Source organism: Pseudoalteromonas apostichopi (genome assembly GCF_030297135.1).
Classification (GTDB): domain Bacteria; phylum Pseudomonadota; class Gammaproteobacteria; order Enterobacterales; family Alteromonadaceae; genus Pseudoalteromonas; species Pseudoalteromonas apostichopi.
Genome location: NZ_AP028065.1, coordinates 2,574,549 through 2,598,812, shown reverse-complemented (window position 1 = coordinate 2,598,812; position 24,264 = coordinate 2,574,549). Strand labels below are relative to the sequence as shown.

The window sequence follows — 24,264 nt, the reverse complement described above, 5'->3', positions numbered from 1 at the left end:
ATCAGTTTGTTTAGCAATTAATCGATTAGTTGTGAAATCGCAACATCAGGATTCACATCTTGCTCGTAATCTACACTGTCGATACCAAAACCGAATAAACGTAAAAACTCATTGTGGTAACCCACGTAATCCGTTAATTCGTCGATTGTATCTGTATCTACTGTATCCCAAACATGTTGTACACGAGCTTGAACATCATCTTCTAACTCTTTGTAGTTTTGGAATAAATGACCACCTTCGTCAAAACGTGGCGTTTCACCGTAAAGGTTCTCAGTAAATAGCGAATGAATTTGCTCAATGGTACCTTCGTATGTGCCGTCTGCTTTCATTACTTTGAATAAAGCAGAGATATATAAAGGCATAATTGGAATTGCTGAGCTTGCTTGTGTCACAACCGCATTTAATGAAGAAACATACGCTTCGCCATTTAAGTCTTTTGTAGACTCTTTGATTGCTTGTGTTGCACGGTCAAGATCTTCTTTCGCTTTACCAATTGTCGCATGACCGTAAATTGGCCATGTTAACTCTTTACCGATATAAGTGTAAGCTGTTGTTTTAAAATTATCAGCAAGAACATCTGCTTCTTTAAGCGCGTCAATCCACATTTCCCAATCTTCACCGCCCATTACTTTAATTGTATTGTCGATGTCTTCTTGGCTTGCCGCTTCAACGGTTACTTCATCAATCACGCGCTTTGAAGTATTTAAGTTCTTCGTTGTGATATCAGAGCCGATTGGCTTAAGTGTTGATGAGTAAGTTTCACCTGTATTTGGATCAGTACGACGAGGTGACGCAAGGCTGTAGATAACTAAATCAATTTTACCTAAATCAGCTTTGATTGTATCAATTGCTTTTTGCTTAATTTCGTTAGAAAACGCATCACCATTGATATTCTTAGACCATAAACCGGCTTCTTCAGCAGCTGCTTGGAATGCCGCAGTGTTGTACCAACCTGCAGAACCTGTTTTGCGTTCGCTACCTTCTTTTTCAAAGAAAATACCTAGCGTTTTAGCACCGCCACCAAATGCAGCTGTGATACGTGATGCTAGGCCGTAACCTGTAGACGCACCAATCACTAATACATTTTTAGGTGCATTGCTTAGTGGTCCTTGCGCTTTCACATAATTAATTTGTTCTTGTACGTGCTCAGCACACCCTACTGGATGCGCGTTAGTGCAGATAAATCCACGAATTTTCGGCTTAATGACCATTGATCATCCTATATCTATCACAATAAAAATTAGCGCTAGTTTAAAGGCTAATAGTTAAAATACAGGTCTGATCAGTAAAAACTTTTCAGACCCACTTAAATCTTTCGAGCTTAAAATACCCAAGTAACAAGCTACTTACAGTGACTGTCCATCTAATTTTAGGTGACTGTCCTGCTAATTTAATCGAACTTTGAGCCACCTAAGCATTTCGGTGACTCAGGTGCCTGTCCATGTTGTTCACTGAACTCTTCTGGAGTAAAAGTGTGAATTGCTAATGCATGAATATGGTTTGCTAATTCATCTTTTAATAGCTCATTTATTTGACGATGACGGGCAAGCAAACGTTTACCAGCAAACTCTTCACTCACAACAACCACTTTAAAGTGCGATTCGGTTCCACGGCTATGCATATGACTTTCGTTGACAACATTTAGGTGTTTACATTCGATACCTGCCGCGAGCTTTTCCTCAATTTGTTGTTGCATTGACATGTGTCATGGACCTTTAATAGCAAAATAATTGTTAGCTACTATATCAAGGGCATGACTCATTTTGCCAATGATTTTATACGATTGAACGAAAGGTAAGGTTAATTCGAGGGTGTTTAAGTTTTTGCTGCTTTGGTAAACTATGTTGGTAATCTCGCTGGCTAAATCCATTCATAATTAAACAACTACCACTTTGCAGCACAACACTATGTTGTTCATTATTGTGTTTATGTTTTATTTTAAATATCCGTTCGGCCCCTAGTGATACAGAAGCGATTGTTGGTTGCTCACCAAGTTCTTTCTCATCATCACTATGCCAGCCCATACAATCTTGCCCATCACGGTATAAATTTACCAATAATGCATTAAATGGAATATGCATTGCTTTAGATAAACGCGCACGCATAGCATCAAGCACCTCTGGCCACGGTTCAACAATTAGCTGTGACCCTGAATAGCCATAGTTAACATTCGGATCAGCAATAAAGCATTGCAAACGCGGGATCACATGGCTTTTTCCATATACCTTTATCGTTGGTTGCTGCCAATTTAGGTGCTGCTGTAGATAGTAAAATAACTCGAGGCTTTTTTGTGCACTTAATGCATTAGCTTGATAATAAAACCCCTCAGGCAAATGATTAGGGTTGGCGTTTGGCTGTTGCATGTTAGAATTTACCTATACATTAATACTTTCGTAAAATCATGATGACCACCCAAGCACAGCTCGGTGATAACACCTATACCCTAGAACGCTTTCCGTTAGATCAAAAAAATCGCAGTCTTCAAGCGTGGGACTCAGGCGATGAGTACCTTGTCAATTATGTACAAGAGCACTATCCACATGCAAATTCAATCCTAATACTCAATGACAGCTTTGGCGCATTAGCCTGTGCTTTAAATACATTAACAGTTCATTCAGTTAACGACTCGTATATTGCCCACCAAGCTACTCGTTATAATTTACAAGCCAATGAGCTATCAACAGAATCTTTAACACAATTGAACTCATTAGCAGCGTTACCTAATCAGGTTGATTTAGTGATTTTAAAAGTGCCACGCAATTTAGGCTATCTTCAGCATCAACTTGCTGCAATTAGTGCAGCTTTGCCTAGTGACATCGATGTTATTGCTGCTGGTAAAACGAAAGATATCCATAATTCAACCATCAAAGCCTTTAGCCAGTATATTGGTGAAACATCGACGAGTTTAGCGGTAAAAAAATCTCGTTTAGTCATCAGTAAAACCAGTGGTCTTAATAAAGTAGCTCCCTACCCTGTTAACTGGCCTCTAGAAGGTAGTGAATTTGAAATACAAAACCATGCAAATGTTTTTTCACGAGATTCATTAGATATTGGCGCGCGTTTTTTCTTTAACTATTTACCGCAAACAAGCAAAACACGCAGTATCATTGATTTAGGCTGTGGTAACGGTGTTGTTGGCTTGATGACCTTAAATCGTTGCCCTAACGCCCATATAACGTTCGTAGATGAGTCGTATATGGCCGTTGAATCAGCTAAATTAAACGTCACTCACAATTTACCAGAGCAATTAGCGCAGTGTGAATTTGTCCAAAACGACTGTTTAACCGATTTTAAGCCGAATAGTACTGACCTTGTATTATGTAACCCACCATTCCACCAAGCACAAGCCGTCACGGATCACATTGCTTGGCAAATGTTTAAACAGGCAAAACAAACATTAAAACAAGGCGGTGAATTAAGAATAATTGGTAATCGTCACCTTGACTACCATGAAAAATTAAAACGCATGTTCGGCAATTGTAAGTTACTTGGGTCAAACAAGAAGTTTGTAGTACTGAGTGCTACAAAAAATAATTAATGGAGCTTACTTCATGAAAAAATTACTTCCTTTATGTTTGTTAGCCGCACTTACTGCGTGTAGCAACCAGCCTAATCAATTAATTTTTAACCCAGTATATCAAGGCGGGAAAATTTCAAATATTAGTGCCAATGTTAGTACTAGCGTGATTGACTTACGTGGCGACAACGTAACCCTAAAAATAATTGAATCTGACAAGATTAAAACTCTTGCAAGCCCAGGAATTACTGATTCTGTAAAAAGCACTTTAGACAGTGCTTTAAGCCGAAATGGTGCAAACATTTCAAACTTATCAACAACGCGTTTTGAATTAGATATTCACAAGCTACAAGCGGTTGTTACAGAAAAAATGATGTCCCATAGCAGCAATGCAACAATAGAATTTGGGGTACGAGTGGTCAAAAATGCGAGCACTTTCAATAAAATTTACCAAGGTAATGCGACTCTTGAAGGGCCGCTCAGACATGATCGCGCAAAAATAGAAGGTCAGCTTAATAAGTTGACTGAACAAATAATTACCCGCATTGTATCTGACCCAGAATTAATCGCCTACTTAGAAGGTTAACTATGAAGCGTATTTTTTTACTTAGTTTTGTATTGTTGTTTGCTCACAGTTCATTCGCAGCGACTGAGGGTAAATTTATTCAAAAAGACAACATGTTTCCACGCGTTGAAATTGTCACCACGCTTGGCAGTATTGTGGTCGAAATGGATCGCTCAAGAGCGCCAATTACAGTAAATAATTTTTTAACTTACGTTGCAGATGGCAGTTATCAGGGGAGTGTATTTCACCGTGTTGAGCGTGATGAAGACAACGAACGTGATTTTGTTATTCAAGGCGGTGGTTACGATAAAGATTACGATGGTCTGCACGAAAACGACCCTATTTTTAATGAAAGCGGCAACGGTTTAAAAAATGATATGTATAGTATCGCTATGGCATACCAAGACCGAAAACCACACTCAGGTACGCGTCAGTTTTTCTTCAACATGGACGATAACGATCACCTTAACCCAGGCCGTGATTGGGGTTTTGCTGTATTTGGTATGGTAATGGATGGCTATGACACATTAGATAAAATCATGCGTGTCGAAACTGCATTCAACGAAAAAATTGGTTACAGCTTTGTACCAAAAACACCGGTTGTTATCTTAAACGTAAAAGTGCTAGACGCTAATCAATAATAAATAGGGGCGCAAGCCCCTTAAAACTGGCAACACTATGACAAAAACCCTTTCTATTTCAGAGTATTTCTCGTACTTCAAAGATAAACGTTTAATCAATATTTTTATTTTTGGTATTAGTAGCGGCTTTCCTTGGGTATTGATTGGCTCTGTCATGTCGGCTTGGTTAAAAGATGAAGGCCTGAGCCGTAGCATGATTGGTTTATTCGGCATCGTGTTTGGTGCGTATAGCATTAACTTTTTATGGTCACCGCTCGTTGACCGTATAAAGTTACCTTTTTTATATAATTGGCTAGGCCAGCGACGCAGCTGGATTTTACTCTGTCAGTCGGTCATTTTTATTGGTACCTTTTCGCTTGCAGGGCTCGATATCAAAACCAACCTCTGGTTCGCAGCCGCATTGTGTTTTGTTATTGCGATTGCCTCAGCGACTCAAGATATTGCTATTGATGCGTTTCGTATTGATACTTTGGCCGAAAATGAGAGCCATAAAACCACCGCAGCTGCAGCAATGGCCACTTCAGGATGGTGGAGCGGCTATGCCTTATTAGGCGCCCTGCCATTTTATATGGCTGACATTCCTTCGATTGATTGGCCACAAGTCTATTTTTTCTTGTCTGGAGTGATGTTGCTATTGATGAGCAGCGTATTGTGGGCAAAAGAGCCAGAATCAAATCGCGAAGCAGTTCAAGCTGAGCTTGAACAAACATATCAACAAAAGCTTGCTGGCAGTACACAAACTCGCTTTGCTAAAATCGTTGCCTGGCTTGCTGTAACCGTTTTTGATCCGTTTAGAACCTTCTTCGCCCGTAATGGCGTAAAAACAGCATTGGCATTATTGGCCTTTATCTTCTTATTTAAAATCGGTGAAGCCTTTTTGGGTCGAATGTCTATCGTGTTTTATAAAGAAGTGGGCTTTTCAAATAGCGATATTGCAACCTTCTCTAAAGTTGGCACTGCTATTCTCACCATCGCCTTTACCTTTTTAGGTAGCTTATTCAATCAACGCTATGGCATTGTTAAAGGCTTATTTATTAGTGGTATTGCGATGGCAGCCTCAAATCTTGCCTTTGCTTGGATTGCAATTGCTGGTCCTAAACTAAGCCTATACGCGTTTGCTATTATCGTTGATGGTTTTACCCAAGCTTGGTCTCTGGTTGCCATGGTGGCATTCATATCTATGCTTTGCGACAGAGCTTTTAGTGCCACTCACTATGCGTTACTTGCTTCATTAGGTAATTTAGGAAGAACCTTGCTTTCAAGCTATAGCGGCGTGGTTATTGACGACTGGTTAGCGGGTAATTGGGCGATGTTCTTTGTACTAACAGCACTAATGGTGATCCCATCACTCGTATTTTTATTCTTAATTCGCCATAAGCTTTATGCGTTAGAAAACAACTATCATCAAAGTAATTAACATATTTTATACGAATGTGATTAATTTGAAAAAGTGCAAGGGAGGGGATTAAACAGTGCTTCCTTGCACTATTTATATTACTTTAAAAGCGGCGTTTCGCTTTTAGTAATGAATAATTAAGCGTCTTTTAGCAAGTTAAGACCTTCATATGGGTCAACTTCTAGAGCATCACAATAACGCATGAATTCAATAACATCTAAACGACGTTCTTGGTTTTCAATTTTACCAATGAAAGAATGTGGTGTACCTAAAACCTGAGCAAGGCTACGCATTGTGTGACCTTTTTCGTGACGTTTAGTTTTAAGCCATTTCGTTAATTTCGAGTTTTCTTCAGAAGAAACAGTTTTACCCATCATAAAATACATCTCCTACTAGATGATTCAAGTTAATAATTTAAGAGCGAAATTTGCCCGTCTCACTCTTGGATACATTATATACTAATAACTTTCACTTTGAGTAATTAATGATACAAATGTCTACCTTTTAGGTATGAACCGTTTTTGTACACAAGTCAAAGTGTAGCTAAAATAAAAGCAAGTGCTCTATAGTTAACTGGTTAACTGTACCAAAAAATTGATCAATTGGAAGCGTAACAAGATGAAAGTATCGCTTTAAATTCTGCATATTTATGCTTAAAGTGTATGTAAATACTGAAAAAGGCTAGGAAATGTTTCGTATATTATTTTTGTTGCCAATTGTACTGTGTGCGGTCTGGTACCTGTTTTTAAAACAAAATGGCGTACCAATTAAGCAAGGCAAGAAAGGATTTGTATATATTTTAATCGCATCTGCGTTAGTTTTAGGCTTCTTTTTACTGATGATTAAAGTGACCCAACACTAGGGTCACTCATTTTTAATTAAACAGTAACGAATTTACCGATAACTAATGACGATCTCTGAGCATCAACAAAATGGCGAAAGTACTCTGTGACAAATGTTAACTCACTGGCAACAACCGTTGCCAATGCACTCACCATCGGCAGTAATCACAAAAAGGTAGTTAACAGTACCGGATGCAAACGCTGGGCACCGGTTCGCTAAATCGCCTCTTTTGTTGCTAGACCTAGGTTGTGTTAAACATTATGAGTATTAATCAATACTATATTGTTATTTATCACGATACCAAAAGGTTGCTTTAATACAATTAAATTAAGAACAAACCACAGTTGAAAATAGCATGGCACTTAAAATCAAAAACGCCTGATAAAAGCTGTTAAATTGCCTTCACAATATGATACCCATCACGAACAGCGCAGACACAAATGCATGCTCAATAAAGGCTTCTTACACATCTCGCTCTTGCGTTTCACCACACACTTTACTTGTCACACGAGGAATGAGCCCTTGCTGCTCTAACTATGTCTGTAAGCGTGGCTACGCAAAAAATCCTGCTAATAATACGTAATATTTAGCTGAGACGGGGTTTTATGAGAAGTTAAAGCAATAAAAAAGCCACATCAAGTGGCTTTCATAAATACCTAATTAAACGCTGAAGCTGGCTCCGCAACCACAGGTAGTTGTTGCATTCGGGTTATTCACAAAAAAGCGTGCACCTTCAAGCCCTTCAGTGTAATCAACAGTACCATCAACCAGATATTGAATACTCATGGGATCAACAACTAGTGTCACACCATTTTTTACAATTTCTAAATCGCCAGGGTTAGCTTTTTCATCAAAAGTAAAACCATATTGAAATCCTGAGCAACCACCGCCCGTGACGTAAACACGCAGTTTAAGATCTGGATTCTCTTCTTCTTCGATTAACTGTTTAACACGAACAGCCGCTGCATCGCTGAACTTGATTGGCAACTCATCTGACATACCAAAACCCTCAAAACCAATAATGGTTGCAATTATCTAATACCCGAGTGTTTTAATCAAGTATCCACATGGGGCAACTCAATTTAGCGGGACAATTGGCTAACCTATTTGTATTGGACTAAAGTTAATTTGTACTACATTTTAGCTGGCGATATTTTGCACTGAGGAAAGGTAATTGTGATAGAGCACTTCAAGCTTCACTTTATAACTGATCACTTAAACAGTGCACAGGTCATTCCGGCAGACTACGATTTACTACTCGTTTCTGCTTCAATCCTCATAGCCATATTCGCTTCCTATATTTCTTTTTTATTATCTGCCCGTATCAAGCACTCTTATCTAAAAAATGAAAGTCAGGTCTGGACCATCATGGCTTCTTGCTTTTTAGGAATAGGGATTTGGGGAATGCACTTTGTTGGTATGCTTGCATATAACTTACCCATCCCTATTGAATACAATATTAGCATCACCTTGGTCTCAATTTTACCAAGTGTATTTGCCAGTTACATCGTACTATCCCCTGCCTTACAAACGGATAAAGGATTATTTTTCAGAAGTATTTTAATGGGTGCAGGAATCGGTTGTATGCATTTTGTTGGTATGATGGCGATGGTTATACCTGCAAAAATGGCCTATGAACCTTGGCTGTTCTCTTTGTCTATTCTCGTAGCTATTGTTTTATCAGGTATCGCACTAAAGATTAATGATTTTCGACTTGCCAAAGGCGTTCATAAAACACGAATGAATCTGGTCGTTGCCTTGATAATGGGCAGTGCAATCTCGGGGATGCATTACATCGGCATGATATCGATGTCGGTTTTTGAAACTGAATATACCACTTATGTTACGAACCATGACTACTCAACGTTAGCTCAACTTATTATTTTTATTCTTGCAGCATTAAGCCTGCTTGTACTGGGTGTTGTTGAGCTCAGAGCAAGGAGCTTGTTATCGGCAAAATTAAAAGCTGTGCTTAGTACGGTAAAAGATGCGGTTATTAGCTTTAATAATGAAGGGAGAATTGAATTTGCCAACCCTGCTGTTATCCACATTTTTGGTTACCAACCACACGACTTAATTGGTAAACATATTCGCACTCTCATACCGGAAAATTCTATAGAACTTGATGAAATTTTACGAGACTCACAGCTTAGCAAAAAAAGTGCAGGTAAAGGGACCAGCCGACTTTTAAAAGGACAACGAGCGAACAAAAAGCGGTTTCCTATAACTTTAGCAATCAGTTCAATTGGTAAAAAAGAGTCCGGACCTTATGTTGCAACCATAAAAGATCTCTCTGATATTCGAAATCAAGAAGCCTTTACGCAAACTATTTTCGATAATTTGCCAATTATGTTGTTTGTGAAAGAAGCTGGGCATTTAACATTTAGCCATGTAAATAAGGCCGGTGAGCAACTACTTGGTAAAAGTAAAAATCAACTAATCGGCTTAAATGACTTTGATATTTTTAGTAATGAACAAGCAGTCAGCTTCGTGCAAACCGATCGCGATGTATTAAAAGGAGATGACACCCTTACTATCGATGAAAATCCAATCACTATCAATGGCAATACTCACTACCTAAAAACCCGTAAACTCGCAATAAAAGACAGCAACGGTAAAGCACAATATTTACTGGATGTATCTGAAGATGTGACTGAATTAAAACAAGCTAAAAGCGAGCTTGAAAGCTTACACCAGCGTATGTCTATGGCAGCTGATGCCGCACATATTGGCATATGGGAATGGAACTTTGATACTAACGAACTGATTTGGGATGACTGGATGCATACCTTATTCGAGATCCCAAAATCAGAATTTAAAGGGGACTATTCAGCTTGGGCAAATAGCCTGCATCCAGATGAATATGAAGACGTGACCAACAAGCTAAAACTCGCGATCTTAAATGGCGAAGAGTTCCACGCAGAGTTTCAAATAGTTCTGCCTTCTGGCAAAACCCGCTATATCAATGCTGATGGCAGAATATACGGCAACCGTATGATTGGCGTTAATTTCGATATTACGAAACGAGTTATGGCAGAGAAAAAAATACGACAGCTGGCACAAACAGACCATCTTACTGGTTTAGCGAACCGAAATGCGCTTGAGCGTTTCATCAAACAAGAATTTGCTCGGGTTGAAAAGACAGGCTCTAAAGTAGGTTGCTTGTACTTTGATCTTGATAAGTTTAAGCCGATTAACGATAGCCATGGCCATGCTATGGGGGATAAAGTTTTGGTAGAGGTTGCCAAACGCTTACAAGATACAGCTAGCAAGACCGATTGCGTTGCACGCATTGGTGGAGATGAGTTTGTGGTTATTGTTACCGACATAGAGAGCCAAGCACAAATAAACCGTGCGCTATCACGCTTGATATGTGCAATTAAAGCGCCTATAAAATCTGAGTTTGGTGATTTGCAAGTTGAAGCGAGTGTTGGTTTTGCACTATACCCCGACGATGCTCAATCATTTGATGAATTGCTAAGCATGGCCGACAAACGCATGTATAACCAAAAGCATCACTGCTTTAGCTGTAATGTTATGAGCTGTAAATAAGCAAATAAATACTGATAATAAATCTAATTTAGACGTATACTTATTAAACAATTAATAAAAACTTTTTACCATGCGCACTTGTTTTTATGCTCTTATTATACTTGTTTTCAGCTCATCTTCAGCGGCTAGTACAAGGTTACAAGAAACTTGGAAAATAACCTCACTAGAATTCCCTCCATATGCTAGCAGTGAAATGGAAAATGGCGGAGATGCCATCGCTTTTTTAAGAAGCTCGCTTGCTAAACAATCTATAAGTCTTGAGGTTGAATACTTACCTTGGCAGGATGCTATAAAAAAAGCCGAGTTAACAGGCTACCTTGGTTATTATCCTGCTTGGCCTTCAGAAATAATGCCTGGTTTTATTGCCTCACCAACTATCTTAAACTCCCAAATAGCGGTTATTACTACCCAGTCAAACCCACAGGATTTTGAAAATATTGAACAGCTTTTTAGTGAAAATAAAGTAGGAGTTGTTGGGCCCTACACCTACCCTGATGTTATCAAAAAAGTAATCAAATCCTATGAAGACAGCATAGTAAAAACAACAAACGATGAAGAGTTGTTTCACTTAATGCAAACTAAGCAAATTAATTTTGCGATTAGTGCGCCAAAAGTTCTTAATTACTTTGCAAGGCAGCAGAACTTCCCAGAGCCAAAAATAGTGACTCAGTTTCCAGACTTCCCGTTAGTGATTGGTATGAGAGATAATGCGGAAAATCAGGCTAAAATCACTTTACTCAATGATTTATTTGCTGGCACTAGTTCTTTAGCAACAAACTACTCTCGGCCAAAAAAATTGTTGTTAACCTATATAGATATACCTCGCATCACTCCTTTTAAAGAAATAATGGCTGATGTTTATAGTGATTTAAATATCAAGGTTCAGATGCAAGCAACCCCGGCTAGAAGAGGCGTATTGCTATTGAACGCAGGCGTGGTTGACGGTGATATTGTGCGTTCAAAAAGCAACCTAAAAAAGTTCGACAACGTGATTGTCGTTGAGCCAAGTCTTGGCATTATAAACTTGGTACTTTTGTGTCGAAAATCAAGGCCATGTGACCGGGATATTTTAGCTAAACCAAATAATCGAATTATGAGCTCTATTGGTGATACCGAAATTCTCAGCGAGTTTGATATTAAGGCAGAAATTATTAATAACGAAGACTTAAGCCATACCCTTAAAATGTTAAAAAAAGGCCGTCTAGATTATGCGCTCTACCCTGCACTGAATAGCGATATCAACACTTTTCAAAATGACTTCTCTGTGGTTATCTTAAGACAATTGGCTATAAACACAGTTATTCATAAAAAACACGCACCGCTTGTAGATGAATTATCTAAAGCAATTACCGCTCGCTTACCTGAATTAACGAAGCAAATTAACAACAGCACAGATTAGCTAAATTTACCCAAAATGCGGATAAATTATAAAATCCCAACGACTTAGTGAATTTGATTTGCTAAACTGCAGCTCAAAAGTGCTGTGAGGAAATATGCATGTGGCTTGAGAGACTAAGACGTCGCCTAGCAAAGCCTAAAACATCTGTGCAATTGTGCTTACTTGGTGTAAGTGCAGGGTTAATTGCGGCAGTGTTGATCATACTTTTTCGCCTCACCATCATGTTTTTTCAAAGCTTATTTTTAGATAAGCCCGACGATTTTACCACTTTACCAACTTACGAACGGGTGATAATGCCTGTTGGTGCAGCCTTATTAATTGCCTTATTTGCCGCCTTAACAGGCTTTAAGCATTATCGCCTTGGCATCCCATTCGTAATACACCGCATTAAAAAACATTATGGTCATATGCCGCTCTATAACACGGTCAACCAATTTGTCGGTGGTGCACTAGCTCTAATTAGTGGTTTTTCAGTTGGTCGAGAAGGTCCATCAGTACATATGGGCGCAACAGGTGCGAGTTTACTCGCCGACAAGTTACACCTTCCCCATAATGCAATGCGCACTCTTACGGGTTGTGGTGTCGCGGCTGGTATTGCCGCATCGTTTAATACACCACTAGCAGCCGTCATATTTGTAATGGAGGTGGTGCTCAGGGAATATAAAGTGCATATTTTCGTGCCCATCATGCTTGCAGCGGTTACAGGGGCATTAGCAACTCAATTTGTCTTCGGTGATGCTTCAGAGCTTGCGCTTATCACCATGAACCCGTTGAGTGGTTGGCATTATCCATTTTTAATCATTTTTGGTATGGCACTTGGCGCTGTTGCTTATGCGTTTAACCAAAACTTAATGCTCATAATTCGCACATTTAAACCACTTAGCATGTTTCCTCGCCTATTACTGGCAGGATTTATCGCGGGCTTGATTGCTTATATGGTCCCTCATGCAATGGGCTCTGGTATGAGTGCTATTACTATTGCTATTGAATCACCTGACGATGTGCAGTTTTTAACAACCATCTTGATTGCCAAATTACTCGCCACCTTGTTTGCTATTGGTTTAGGTATCCCCGGCGGAATCATCGGCCCTGTTATTGGGCTAGGAGTTTTGATGGGCACCTTAATGGCCTTTTTTGCACAGTTTATTAGCCCAGGCGTTGATATCACAGGTACCTATAGCATGCTTGGCATGGCAGGGTTATTGGCCGCGACATTACACGCACCACTTGCAGCTTTAACCACGGTTATGGAGTTAACTTCAAGTCCTGAGATTATTGTGCCTGCGATGATTGTGATCTCAACGGCCTATGTCACTGCACTGCAGTTTTTTGGTAACCGCTCTATTTTTATGCAACAACTCGATTTCCAAGGGCTTGAATATCAAATATCACCAGCCACCGAAGCATTGCAAAAAGTCGGGGTGATGGATGAAATGGATGAACAATTCAAGCTACTCTACAGTGACGACAAACAACAAATCAAAGAGTCGCTGGATGCCCTTGATAGCCAAACCCCTCTTATTGTTCATGATGAAGAAAATGGCTACCGCCTCGCAGAGTATGATTTAAGTTTGATGTCTGACCAAGAAAGTAATATCAAATATGTTAGCCTTGCGGGCTTAAGTAGCCAAGCCACTTTAGCCGATGCCTTTGACTTACTAAAAGATAAGCGCAGCGGTGCAGTGTATATTTACAACCTGCTTGATAACCAACAAATTATGGGACTTTTGCGTTGGGACCAAATCAGACATATCCTTACCATACGTAACAGCTTGTTATAACAATTAAAATGGATGCTTAAATGACTGCACTATTAGTTTATAAAACTTTCCACGTATTTTTTATGATTGCTTGGTTTGCAGGTATTTTTTACCTGCCAAGACTATTTGTTTACCATGCAATGAGTGAAGAAAAAGCCTGCAACTCAATGCTTAAAGTAATGGAGCGTCGTTTACTTTATTTTGTTACACCGTTTGCCGTTTTAACACTGGTGTTTGGCGTACTCACTATTTTTGAATATGGCCGTGATTGGTTTAGATATAGCATGTGGCTGCACTACAAACTTGTGTTAGTAATTATTCTTTACATCTACCATGGCTACTGCTTTAAATTACTGGCTGACTTTAAGCATGACCGTAATACACGAAGCGATCGCTTTTACCGTATTTTTAATGAAGTTCCAGTACTCATCCTTTTAGCTATAGTGGCACTGGCAATTATTAAACCTAACTTATAATTTGCTGCTGTGTACGCTAAAAATTTGCTATAGTACTGCGCAAATTTATGCGGCCTCCCATACCGAGCGCCAGCGCCCAATAAATGTAATTAGGAACAAACCCCATGCTAAGTTTCCAAGGTGAAAATATCCTGTCGGTCAATCAGCTTGATCGAGATTGTATTGAACGTATTTTTGCAGTTGCTAAGAAAATGGAGCCTTATGCTAAAAAGCAAAAGCGCACCAATGTTTTAGAAGGCGCAATTTTAGCGAACTTGTTCTTTGAGCCAAGTACACGTACCCGTGTAAGCTTCGGCACTGCATTTAACTTACTTGGTGGCTTAGTTCGTGAAACCACGGGCATGCAAAGCTCTGCGTTAGCAAAAGGTGAGTCTTTATATGATACAGCTCGCGTAATCTCAGCGTATGCAGATGCAGTTGCAATGCGCCACCCAGACGCAGGCTCTGTTGCTGAATTTGCCACAGGTTGCGATGTACCTGTTATCAATGGCGGTGACGGTTCGAATGAGCACCCGACACAAGCCTTGCTTGACTTACTAACCATCGAACGTGAACTTGGTCGTTTCGACCAAGGTATCGACGGTATGCACATTGCCCTTGTAGGTGATTTAAAATATGGCCGTACTGTACATTCTCTATCTAAACTACTTTGTCATTATAAAGACGTAAAATTCTCTATGGTGGCACCTGATGGCTTGCAAATGCCAGACTACATTTTGGATGCTGTTGATAACGCTGGTCATAAAATACAAGTAGTGGATAAAATGGAAGGCAACTTGGCGGCAGATATTGTGTATCAAACCCGTATCCAAGAGGAACGCTTCCCTTCACAAGAAGAAGCTAACAAATACCGTGGTGGTTTTCGTATCAGCCAAGCAATTTACAACGCACACTGTAAGCCCAACTCAGTACTGATGCACCCACTTCCTAGAGATAGCCGTTTAGAAGCAAACGAGCTAGATAACGATTTAAATAGCAACGACAACCTAGCAATTTTTCGCCAAGTACAAAATGGCGTGTTAATTCGCATGGCGTTGTTTGCTCTAACCTTAGATGTTGCCGACAAAGTTGAGCAATATGAAGTCGACGTGCCTTGGTTCAGCCGTAAACGTAATAGCTAACACGCTTCGTTTTGGGTTCTTTGAGCCCTTGCAAACCAACTCATTTAACGTGACAACCCAATAGGACTATTCATGACAATTAGCCAAGATCTTTTTAATCGCGCACAAGAATCAATCCCAGGCGGTGTTAACTCACCAGTTCGTGCCTTCAATGGCGTTGGCGGTACTCCTTTATTCATCACTAAAGCTGAAGGTCCTTTTACCTTTGATGCTGATGGTAACCGTTATATCGATTACGTTGGTTCATGGGGACCAATGATCATGGGTCACAACCACCCAGCTATTAAACAAGCGGTATTAGAAGCCGTTGAAAATGGCTTAAGCTATGGTGCGCCAACCGAAACTGAAATCTTAATGGCCGAGAAAGTAAAAGAGCTCGTACCATCAATCGAAAAAGTACGTATGGTGAGCTCAGGCACTGAAGCAACCATGAGTGCAATTCGCTTAGCGCGTGGCTTCACTGGCCGTGACAAAATCTTAAAGTTTGAAGGCTGTTACCACGGTCATGCCGACTCACTACTAGTAAAAGCAGGCTCAGGCGCGCTTACAATGGGCGTTCCTAATTCACCGGGCATCCCTGAAGATTTTGCTAAGCACACATTAACGGTGTCGTTTAATAACCTTGATGAAGTCAAAGCAATTTTCGAAAAATACGCTGATGACATTGCCTGTATCATCGTTGAGCCAGTTGCTGGCAACATGAACTGTATTCCACCTGTACCTGGCTTCTTAGAAGGTCTACGTGAAGTGTGTGATGAATACAAATCAGTGCTTATTTTTGATGAAGTAATGACAGGTTTCCGTGTTGCTTTAGGTGGCGCACAAGCTTACTACAACATCAAACCAGACCTTACTTGCCTAGGTAAAGTAATCGGTGGCGGTATGCCAGTGGGTGCATTTGGCGGTAAGAAAGAAATCATGGATTTCATCGCACCTGTCGGCCCAGTTTATCAAGCGGGTACATTATCAGGTAACCCAATTGCCATGGCTGCAGGCTTAAAGTCGCTTGAGTTATTATGCGCTGAAGGTCTACACGATGAACTAGAAGCTAAGAGCAAAGCAATTTGTGAAGGCTTTGAAGCCGCAGCGAAAAAAGCAGGTATTCCACTTACAACAAACTACGCAGGTGGCATGTACGGCTTCTTCTTTACTGACAAAGAAAAAGTAACTAGTTACCAACAAGCGACTGAGTGTGATTTAGAGCGCTTTAAAAAGTTCTTCCACTTAATGCTTGAAGAAGGCGTTTACCTAGCTCCTTCTGCATTCGAAGCTGGCTTTGTATGTGCTGAACACTCTGAAAAAGAGATCAACGATACTATTGCAGCAGCAGAGCGCGCATTCGCGAAGCTTTAATAAGCGTTAAGAAAGCTAATATAAAGCCCCAGCATTTTTCAATGCTGGGGCTTTTTTTATTCTTTGCCAATTCGTTTATTTAAGGTGTTATTAATCTCTAACACAAGTTGGTCTCGGCTCAAACTCGCTGGCTCGAATTGGAAGCTGCACCACTTTGCCGCACCCAGGAGGTGCTTGTAAACCGGTTTCTTCATTAATGAATGCCCAACGAATAGAAGCAGGACGAGTATCCGCTATGGCTTCAGGGTTGAGTGGTTTAAGGTAGCGAATATAGGCTTCTAGTGCACCAACACTGCCTGTTAAACCTGTGCTCTTGTTATCGTCGCGACCAATCCATGCAACAGTAACTGTGTTTTGGTCAAAACCTGCAAACCAACTGTCGCGTAAGTCATTACTGGTGCCTGTTTTACCAGCAAGCTGAATTGATGGAAAATGAGCATTTAAACGTTTAGCTGTGCCGTCTTTGGTCACCCGTTTCATTGCGTACTTAGTCATGTAAATTGATGCATCGTCGAAGCGTTTTTGCGAAGCCACTTCATGTTTATAAAGTACTTTACCGACTGAATCTGTCAGCGCTGAAATAGATGTTAACTCGCGATACTGGCCATCTGCGGCAAGGGTAGTATAAAGCTGTGCCACTTCAAAACTAGAAAGCTCAAGTGCACCTAAAAGCAATGATGGGTATTGATCAATACGCCCTTCTACACCTAAACGCTTCAAGGTATCGGCCACTTTATCTACACCAACATCAAGACCAGTATTAACTGCAGGAATATTAATACTATTACTAAATGCTTTATATAATGGCATATATCCGCGGAACTGCTTGTCGAAGTTCTCAGGTTGCCATACTTTACCTTGCTCATTAGTCACTTGTAGCGGAGAGTCATCCACTAAAGTGGCAACATTAAATTTGCCACTTTCAAATGCTGTTAAATAAACTGCGGGCTTAACTAATGAGCCAATGTTACGCTTAGTATCTAGCACTCGGTTAAAACCAAAATAACGTACGTCACGACCTGCAACTAATGCTGAGACCCCACCCTTTTCAACATTAACAGAGATCATCGCCGCCTCAAGCTCTTCTGTTTTTGGGCGCCTTTCTAGGTAAGGTAAACTTGCTTCAATAGACTCTTCCATTGCTGTTTGCTTTTGTAAGTCAAAATAGGTGAAGACACGTACCCCAGCATCTAACACCTGCTGATCTGGTAACAAACGTTTTAATTCGCGATTAACCAACTCTAAGTAACCCGGATATGACTTTTGCAGGCTGTCTTTCATCGGTGCAATATCAATAGGACGCTTTAACGCCGCGCGGTATTCTCGAGTATCAATAAGCTTATTTTCAACCATTAAACGAAGTACGAGATCACGGCGCTCCATTGCACGTTCGCTATAACGACGCGGGTTGTAATACGAGGGACCTTTGACCATAGCCACAAGCAGTGCAATTTGATCGTATTCAAGTTCATCCACAGGTTTTGAGAAATAAAACTCAGCGGCAAGACCCATACCGTGAACACCTTGATTGTAAGACTGACCCAAATACACTTCATTGAGGTAGGCTTCTAATATTTCATCTTTGCTGTAGCGATAATCTAATATTAATGCGATAAGCGCTTCATTAAACTTACGCACCAGCGATCGCTCACGGGTTAAATAAATATTCTTTGCTAATTGCTGAGTTAAGGTACTACCGCCTTGCACTGTTCTACCAGCTTTAATATTACTGTATAGAGCGCGCATAATTGACCACACAGATACGCCGTGGTGTTGATAAAAATTACGGTCCTCAACCACCAGCAAGGTGTCTTTTAGCATCGGTGGAAATTTATCAAGCGGTACAAACTCACGATCTTGTTTTGAGTCATTACCAATTCGGGCAATTTGTACCGGCTCTAATCGCGCGCTGTTTAAACGACGACCAAACTTATCTTTGATTGTTGCTAACTTTTGCCCCGAAAAGCGCAGCTCAATTACTTGTGAATCTTCTAGGCCATCATAAAACTCAAACTCACGGCGATACACTTTAATACTATTGGCTGATTTAACATACTGACCGGTACGGCTTAGCTTATTTACAGATGAGTAATTTAAGCGGTTCAATTCCCAAATAACCTCTTGCTGAGACAAGTATTGCCCAGGATAAAAGCTCATTGCACGGGCATAAACTTGTGCTGGTAACTGCCATTTATTGCCTTCAAACTGACGGGTAATTTTGGCATCTAAATAAATTAGATACAGCACCATAGCAATAATCAATGCGAGCGAAAGCTTCCAAAAGATTGACCAAAGTTTTCTTGTTACACTGGCTTTAGCTGGGCCTTTGGGTGCGCGTGAGCGCTTAGTGGTATTTTTCTTTGATGCCGCCTTAGGTTTGCTAGACGACTTTTTTGCAGGAGTTTTTTTATCAGCCATTGAGTTCGCTATTGGTCAGTTAATTTTACAGGAATACACCTTAAACAGCGCAATGTTAACACCTGTAAAATTAACAGTCACTTAAACTCGTTTAGCGAGTACACAGCCATAGCGAGTGGATCACTGCTGGTATAAAAAAAATGAAGCATAAAATAATGTTAATCACTAAGTCTTTACCTGCACCCGCTTTTAAAAATACTGCCACAGGGGGTAAAAACAGTGAAATGATTATAAGTAAGAGTTTGTTATCCATAGTTTTTCCTTATTAGTTTGGAATTTAAAGCATAGTTCAAAAGTGACTATTTCGCTTATTAGAGAAAAGTTATTTAAATGCAAAAAAGCCCTACCTAAGTAGAGCTTTGATTTGAACACACAATGATATTGTTAGGTACGTGCTACTGCACGCACTGAGATTAGTTACTGCGAACTGATACAAACTCAGGGTAAGCATCAATACCACAGTCATGTTGATCCATACCGTTCAACTCTTCTTCTTCGGTAACACGGATACCCATGGTATTTTTCAGGATTGCCCACACGATTGATGATGCGATGAACACAAACCCTAAGATACATACTAAGCCAATTAATTGATTAACAAAGGTTGCATCTGAGTTTGAAAGTGGTACTAGCATGATACCTAATGAACCACACACACCATGTACAGAGATAGCACCCACTGGATCATCAATTTTTGCTTTATCAAGCGCAACAATACTAAACACAACCAGTGAGCCACCTAATAAACCAAGTAAACAAGCAAGTAATGGAGTTGGTGATGCTGGCTCTGCAGTAATTGTTACAAGACCTGCTAATGCACCATTTAGAACCATAGTTAAATCAGCTTTACCCCATAACACTTTACATACGAATAGTGCTGCAATAGCGCCGCACGCTGCTGCTGCATTAGTGTTTAAGAAGATTTTACCTACTGCTGTTGCATTTTCAGCGTCAGAAACAAGTAGTTGTGAACCACCGTTAAAACCAAACCACCCCATCCAAAGGATTAGTGTGCCAAGTGTTGCTAACGGTAAGTTAGAACCTGGAATTGGATAGATTTCACCGTTTTTACCGTATTTACCTTTACGAGCACCTAGGAAAAGTACACCAGCTAGCGCTGCCGCAGCACCTGCACCATGAACGATTGCAGAACCAGCGAAATCAACAAAGCCCATTTCAGATAAGAAGCCTGCGCCCCAAGTCCAGTAACCTTCGATTGGGTAGATAAAACCAGTTAAAACAACAGTAAAAACTAAGAATGCCCATAACTTCATACGCTCAGCCACCGCGCCAGATACGATTGACATAGCCGTTGCTACGAACACAACTTGGAAGAAGAAATCAGACTCTAAAGAGTGGTCCGCATCAGCAGCTTGAGTGCCAATTAATGCGCCAAATGAAGGAATGAAACCGCCTTCTGCATTATCAACATACATGATGTTGTAACCCACTAATAAAAACATAGTGCAGGCAATAGAAAATAGTGCAACGTTTTTAGTTAGGATTTCTGTTGTATTTTTTGCACGCACTAAACCTGCTTCCAGCATAGCGAAACCAGCCGCCATCCACATTACTAAAACACCCGACATTAAAAAGTAAAAAGTGTCGAGTGAGAACTTCAACTCTACGATAGTGTTTTCCATAATTCCCCCTTAAATTGCTTCTTCATCTAGTTCGCCCGTACGAATACGAACGATTTGGTCTAAGTCGTAAACAAAAATTTTGCCGTCACCAATTTTGCCTGTTGAAGCAATTTTTGTGATGGTTTCAACTACGCGTTGACAATTTTCGCTACGAGTTGCAATTTCAAGTTTGATTTTTGGAATAAAATCGACTTGGTATTCAGCTCCACGATATAGTTCAGTATGACCGCGTTGACGACCAAAGCCTTTTACATCAACAACTGTCATCCCCTCAATGCCTAAATCAGCCAATGCTTCACGTACATCATCAAGTTTGAATGGCTTTATTATTGCACTAATCATTTTCATAGTGGCCCCCTTCGGACGCTTATTGTTATCCTGTTGGTTTATACAATCCAACCTTTGTGCCATTATTTTTTATTCTTTAATATCAATTGGTTATGAATAAAAACTAGTTTTTGCACAAAAAAAATGCACCCTAATGGTGCATTTTTTTAACAATTAGCCAGCGCTGGTGCAGTAAGCACAACTATAACTGAACTAAGCAGTTCCGATCTTGCTGTTTGGCTTGATATAAGGCTTTGTCAGCAATGCGCATCGCAGCTGTAAGTGATACTTTTTGGAATAGGGTCATACCGATACTCATCGTTAATGAATAAGGCTCACCGTTAATTGAAAAAGCATGACTCGCTAACTGCTCTCTGAAAATATTGAGTTTAGATTCTGCGTTAGCTAAATTCATATTGTGCAGAACCACTGCAAATTCTTCGCCGCCAATTCTAGCGATAGTGAAGTCATCAAATTTAGTCTTTAAAAATGAAGACACTTGTTTTAGAGCCTGATCACCTGCTTCATGACCAAACTGGTCATTCACATTTTTAAAGAAGTCGATATCAAGCAAGGCCAGTACGTTTTCTTGCTCAACATTTTTAAGCAGTTTTTCTGCGTATTGATAAAAATAACGACGATTATGCAAACCAGTTAAATGGTCGCGGTATGCACTTTCTTTTATATCAGCTATTAAAGCTAACTGCTCCATGGTTTGCATAACACGGCAATGAAACTCTTCATTCATAAACGGCTTAGTTAAAAAGTCGTTTGCTCCGTATTTAATAAAACGCGCCGACAAGCCATGCTTACCCGCACCGGATAACCCGATAATTGCTAAGTCATCACGGCCACGGAAATTACGCACCGCTTTCACTAACTCAAAACCATCCATTGTTGGCATTGCATAGTCTGTAAGTAACAACTTAATCTCAGGGTCGTCTTTTAACATTTGCAATGCTTGCTCACCATCTTGGGCATCGCGTACATCAAACAATTGCTTTTCGAGCATTTGCTTCATTAAAGTGCGGCTCAATACTGAGTCATCGGCTACTAGCGCTTTACTCCCATCATTTCTAAGTAGTTGCGCAACAAGCTTTATCGCATAATGATATGAATCACGGTTATCTTTAACCACGTAATCTACTACACCAAGCTCTAACATTTGCTGGCGAATATATTCATCAATCTTTGATGTCAGGACAACGGTTGGAATATTTTTTGATAAGGTGTATTTAGCTACTTCGCCATTCATCGCATCAGGTAGCGTTAAATCGACTAAGGCTAAGGTGTAATCGTGCTCTGATATTAAAGAGACGCCCTCTTTTAAAGACCACGCAAAGTCAACAGCTACATCTAAATAGTGAGCAGCGAGATGACGTAACACTTGCTGTACTACTTTACTGTCTTCGACGACTAATACTCTTTGCATTGCAACTTCTCTTTTCTAAGCACGTGTACACAGATTATAAACACGCTAAATATACGTCATTTTTTAATCTAGCTAAATAATTAAGCAAAATATCTTTGCTAAAAAAATGCACTTTTTTGTAACCAGCTCAGCATTTCCGGTTATTTTACTATTTAACAGCTAATATTGGTCACTAGTCTCATTAGTTTGTCATCGAGTTGGCTTTACTTTTTAATAGCTGCAATTCGAATAATAAGGAATCAACATGAAACTAGTTAGTTTTATTGGCTTGTCAGTGACAGCACTAACACTGACCTTCAGTACTCCAAGCTTTGCAGATAATGGACGTCGTATTGACGTTGACAGCAAAGTAGTGACAGAGCATAAAGCTCGCATTAATGGTGAGCGCTTTTCATATACCGCAACCACTGGCACACAACCGGTTTGGAATGAACAAGGTGATGCCGTAGCAACGCTGCAATATACTTATTATACCCGTGATAAAGTAGACGATAGAACAAAACGTCCTTTGGTCTTTTCTTTCAATGGCGGCCCAGGCTCTGCATCAGTATGGATGCACCTTGCCTATACTGGACCACGTGTATTAAAAATTGATGACGAAGGCTACCCAGTTCAACCTTATGGCGTAAAAGATAACCCTTACTCAATTTTAGACGTGGCTGATATTGTTTATATCAACCCAGTAAACACGGGTTACTCACGTGTTCTTGAAAACGAAAAAGGTGAGCTGCCGAGTAAATCAGACCAACAAAAAATGTTCTTTGGTGTTAACGCTGACATCAAATACTTAGCAGAGTGGTTAAATACTTTTGTTTCTCGCAACGAGCGCTGGCGCTCACCTAAGTTCTTAATTGGTGAGAGCTATGGTACGACTCGTGTTTCTGGTCTTGCTCACGAATTACAAAATCGCCAATGGATGTATATCAACGGCGTTATTTTAGTATCACCAACTGAAATTGGTATTAAACGAGAAGGCCCGGTAGAAGCAGCTAATCGCCTACCTTACTTTGCAGCGACAGCTTGGTACCACAAAGCCCTCAGCGCAGACTTACAAGCAAAAGACTTAGACGAGTTACTACCTGAAGTTGAACAGTTCACCGTTAATAAGTTTTTACCAGCAATTGCTAAAGGTGGTTTTTTACCTGCAGATGAAAAGCGAGCAATCATTAAGCAAGCAGCAAAATACGCAGGCTTATCTGAGAAGTTTGTTGAGCAAAACAACCTTGATATTCCAACTAATTTCTTTTGGAAAGAGTTATTACGTGAGCGCGGCCAAACAGTGGGTCGTTTAGATTCTCGTTACCTAGGTATCGACAAACGTGATGCAGGTGAGTCTCCTGATTACTGGGCAGAACTGACTTCTTGGTTACACTCATTCACGCCTGCAATTAACTATTATCTTCGTGAAGAGCTTAACTACAAAACAGATATCAAATATAACCTATTTGGTAATGTTCACCCTTGGGACCGCTCAGGCAACAACACAGGTGAAAACTTACGTTTAGCAATGGCACAAAACCCATACTTAAACGTGATGATCCAATCTGGCTACTATGACGGTGCAACAAACTACTTTGATGCTAAATACACAATGTGGCAGTTAGATCCAAGTGGCAAAATGAAAGATCGCTTAAGCTTTAAAGGCTATCGTAGTGGTCACATGATGTATTTACGCCATGCTGATTTAGAATCATCAAATAATGACTTACGTGATTTTATCCTTAAATCACTACCAGCCGAAAGCAAATCAGCAAAATACTAAACAGCGTATTTGCAAACCCATAATAGAAAAAGCCCGTTTTATGCGGGCTTTTGTTTTTC

The 24,264-nt window shown here is 40.1% G+C and carries 22 protein-coding genes; 12 read left to right on the top strand and 10 right to left on the bottom strand.

Annotated elements, in window-relative coordinates; genetic code table 11:
* Nucleotides 1-17: 17 nt before the first annotated feature.
* From fabV to QUE86_RS11695, 3 genes are all read right to left on the bottom strand, one after another.
* A complete protein-coding gene (fabV, locus tag QUE86_RS11705; protein WP_130052186.1) occupies nucleotides 18-1,211 on the bottom strand; it encodes an enoyl-ACP reductase FabV in 1,194 nt (397 codons plus the stop codon).
* Nucleotides 1,212-1,390: 179 nt separating this feature from the next.
* Complete coding sequence (locus QUE86_RS11700) at nucleotides 1,391-1,702, bottom strand: BolA family protein (RefSeq protein WP_130052187.1); 312 nt, start codon at nucleotides 1,700-1,702, stop codon at nucleotides 1,391-1,393.
* Nucleotides 1,703-1,775: 73 nt separating this feature from the next.
* Complete coding sequence (locus QUE86_RS11695) at nucleotides 1,776-2,363, bottom strand: alpha-ketoglutarate-dependent dioxygenase AlkB family protein (RefSeq protein WP_167659142.1); 588 nt, start codon at nucleotides 2,361-2,363, stop codon at nucleotides 1,776-1,778.
* 41 nt (nucleotides 2,364-2,404) lie between these two features.
* Between QUE86_RS11695 and QUE86_RS11690 the strand changes: the two genes are divergently transcribed.
* The 4 genes from QUE86_RS11690 to QUE86_RS11675 are packed head-to-tail and all read left to right on the top strand — an operon-like array spanning nucleotide 2,405 to nucleotide 6,140.
* Nucleotides 2,405-3,538 carry a methyltransferase gene (locus QUE86_RS11690; protein WP_286260377.1) on the top strand — a complete coding sequence of 378 codons (1,134 nt, stop codon included), beginning with the start codon at nucleotides 2,405-2,407 and terminating at the stop codon, nucleotides 3,536-3,538.
* Nucleotides 3,539-3,551: 13 nt separating this feature from the next.
* Nucleotides 3,552-4,103, top strand: coding sequence for a YajG family lipoprotein (locus QUE86_RS11685; RefSeq protein WP_130052189.1), 552 nt, complete (start codon nucleotides 3,552-3,554; stop codon nucleotides 4,101-4,103).
* A 2-nt stretch (nucleotides 4,104-4,105) separates the two neighbouring features.
* On the top strand, nucleotides 4,106-4,723 hold the full coding sequence (locus QUE86_RS11680; RefSeq protein WP_130052190.1) for a peptidylprolyl isomerase: 618 nt from the start codon (nucleotides 4,106-4,108) through the stop codon (nucleotides 4,721-4,723).
* A gap of 37 nt (nucleotides 4,724-4,760) precedes the next feature.
* Entirely contained in the window at nucleotides 4,761-6,140 is a 1,380-nt protein-coding gene (locus QUE86_RS11675) for an AmpG family muropeptide MFS transporter (protein ID WP_130052191.1), read from the top strand.
* Between the two features lie 116 nt (nucleotides 6,141-6,256).
* Here QUE86_RS11675 and QUE86_RS11670 read toward each other — a convergent pair whose 3' ends face one another.
* Nucleotides 6,257-6,496, bottom strand: coding sequence for a helix-turn-helix domain-containing protein (locus tag QUE86_RS11670; RefSeq protein WP_054562310.1), 240 nt, complete (start codon nucleotides 6,494-6,496; stop codon nucleotides 6,257-6,259).
* A gap of 311 nt (nucleotides 6,497-6,807) precedes the next feature.
* On the opposite strand from QUE86_RS11670, the gene QUE86_RS11665 reads away from it, so the two are divergent.
* Nucleotides 6,808-6,981, top strand: coding sequence for a hypothetical protein (locus QUE86_RS11665; protein ID WP_178926669.1), 174 nt, complete (start codon nucleotides 6,808-6,810; stop codon nucleotides 6,979-6,981).
* Between the two features lie 641 nt (nucleotides 6,982-7,622).
* Here the strand turns inward: QUE86_RS11665 and erpA are convergent.
* On the bottom strand, nucleotides 7,623-7,961 hold the full coding sequence (gene erpA / locus QUE86_RS11660; protein WP_036966451.1) for an iron-sulfur cluster insertion protein ErpA: 339 nt from the start codon (nucleotides 7,959-7,961) through the stop codon (nucleotides 7,623-7,625).
* Between the two features lie 177 nt (nucleotides 7,962-8,138).
* On the opposite strand from erpA, the gene QUE86_RS11655 reads away from it, so the two are divergent.
* The 6 genes from QUE86_RS11655 to hemL all read left to right on the top strand — a co-directional run bounded on the left by QUE86_RS11655 (nucleotide 8,139) and on the right by hemL (nucleotide 16,623).
* Nucleotides 8,139-10,514 carry a diguanylate cyclase domain-containing protein gene (locus tag QUE86_RS11655; protein WP_286257350.1) on the top strand — a complete coding sequence of 792 codons (2,376 nt, stop codon included), beginning with the start codon at nucleotides 8,139-8,141 and terminating at the stop codon, nucleotides 10,512-10,514.
* A 193-nt stretch (nucleotides 10,515-10,707) separates the two neighbouring features.
* A complete protein-coding gene (locus QUE86_RS11650) occupies nucleotides 10,708-11,913 on the top strand; it encodes a type 2 periplasmic-binding domain-containing protein (RefSeq protein WP_168989991.1) in 1,206 nt (401 codons plus the stop codon).
* Nucleotides 11,914-12,011: 98 nt separating this feature from the next.
* The gene (locus tag QUE86_RS11645) at nucleotides 12,012-13,694 is read left to right on the top strand and encodes a chloride channel protein (protein ID WP_130049522.1); all 1,683 of its coding nucleotides are present in this window, start codon (nucleotides 12,012-12,014) and stop codon (nucleotides 13,692-13,694) included.
* A 20-nt stretch (nucleotides 13,695-13,714) separates the two neighbouring features.
* Nucleotides 13,715-14,149, top strand: coding sequence for a CopD family protein (locus QUE86_RS11640; RefSeq protein ID WP_130049523.1), 435 nt, complete (start codon nucleotides 13,715-13,717; stop codon nucleotides 14,147-14,149).
* A gap of 104 nt (nucleotides 14,150-14,253) precedes the next feature.
* Complete coding sequence (locus QUE86_RS11635) at nucleotides 14,254-15,270, top strand: aspartate carbamoyltransferase (protein ID WP_130049524.1); 1,017 nt, start codon at nucleotides 14,254-14,256, stop codon at nucleotides 15,268-15,270.
* Nucleotides 15,271-15,342: 72 nt separating this feature from the next.
* Nucleotides 15,343-16,623: a glutamate-1-semialdehyde 2,1-aminomutase gene (gene hemL / locus QUE86_RS11630; RefSeq protein WP_239977986.1), complete on the top strand. Its 1,281-nt coding sequence runs from the start codon at nucleotides 15,343-15,345 to the stop codon at nucleotides 16,621-16,623.
* Nucleotides 16,624-16,713: 90 nt separating this feature from the next.
* On the opposite strand, the gene mrcB is transcribed toward hemL, so the two are convergent.
* The 5 genes from mrcB to QUE86_RS11605 form a co-directional block, all read right to left on the bottom strand.
* Nucleotides 16,714-19,041, bottom strand: coding sequence for a penicillin-binding protein 1B (mrcB, locus tag QUE86_RS11625; protein ID WP_286257344.1), 2,328 nt, complete (start codon nucleotides 19,039-19,041; stop codon nucleotides 16,714-16,716).
* Between the two features lie 91 nt (nucleotides 19,042-19,132).
* Nucleotides 19,133-19,294, bottom strand: coding sequence for a YqaE/Pmp3 family membrane protein (locus tag QUE86_RS11620; protein ID WP_082401591.1), 162 nt, complete (start codon nucleotides 19,292-19,294; stop codon nucleotides 19,133-19,135).
* A 160-nt stretch (nucleotides 19,295-19,454) separates the two neighbouring features.
* Nucleotides 19,455-20,684 (bottom strand): ammonium transporter, encoded by a 1,230-nt coding sequence (locus QUE86_RS11615; protein WP_130049527.1) that lies wholly within the window; start codon nucleotides 20,682-20,684, stop codon nucleotides 19,455-19,457.
* A gap of 9 nt (nucleotides 20,685-20,693) precedes the next feature.
* Entirely contained in the window at nucleotides 20,694-21,032 is a 339-nt protein-coding gene (locus tag QUE86_RS11610) for a P-II family nitrogen regulator (RefSeq protein ID WP_054554260.1), read from the bottom strand.
* A 181-nt stretch (nucleotides 21,033-21,213) separates the two neighbouring features.
* Complete coding sequence (locus QUE86_RS11605) at nucleotides 21,214-22,443, bottom strand: diguanylate cyclase domain-containing protein (RefSeq protein WP_130049528.1); 1,230 nt, start codon at nucleotides 22,441-22,443, stop codon at nucleotides 21,214-21,216.
* Between the two features lie 244 nt (nucleotides 22,444-22,687).
* On the opposite strand from QUE86_RS11605, the gene QUE86_RS11600 reads away from it, so the two are divergent.
* Nucleotides 22,688-24,205: a S10 family peptidase gene (locus QUE86_RS11600; protein ID WP_178926663.1), complete on the top strand. Its 1,518-nt coding sequence runs from the start codon at nucleotides 22,688-22,690 to the stop codon at nucleotides 24,203-24,205.
* Nucleotides 24,206-24,264: the final 59 nt, after the last annotated feature.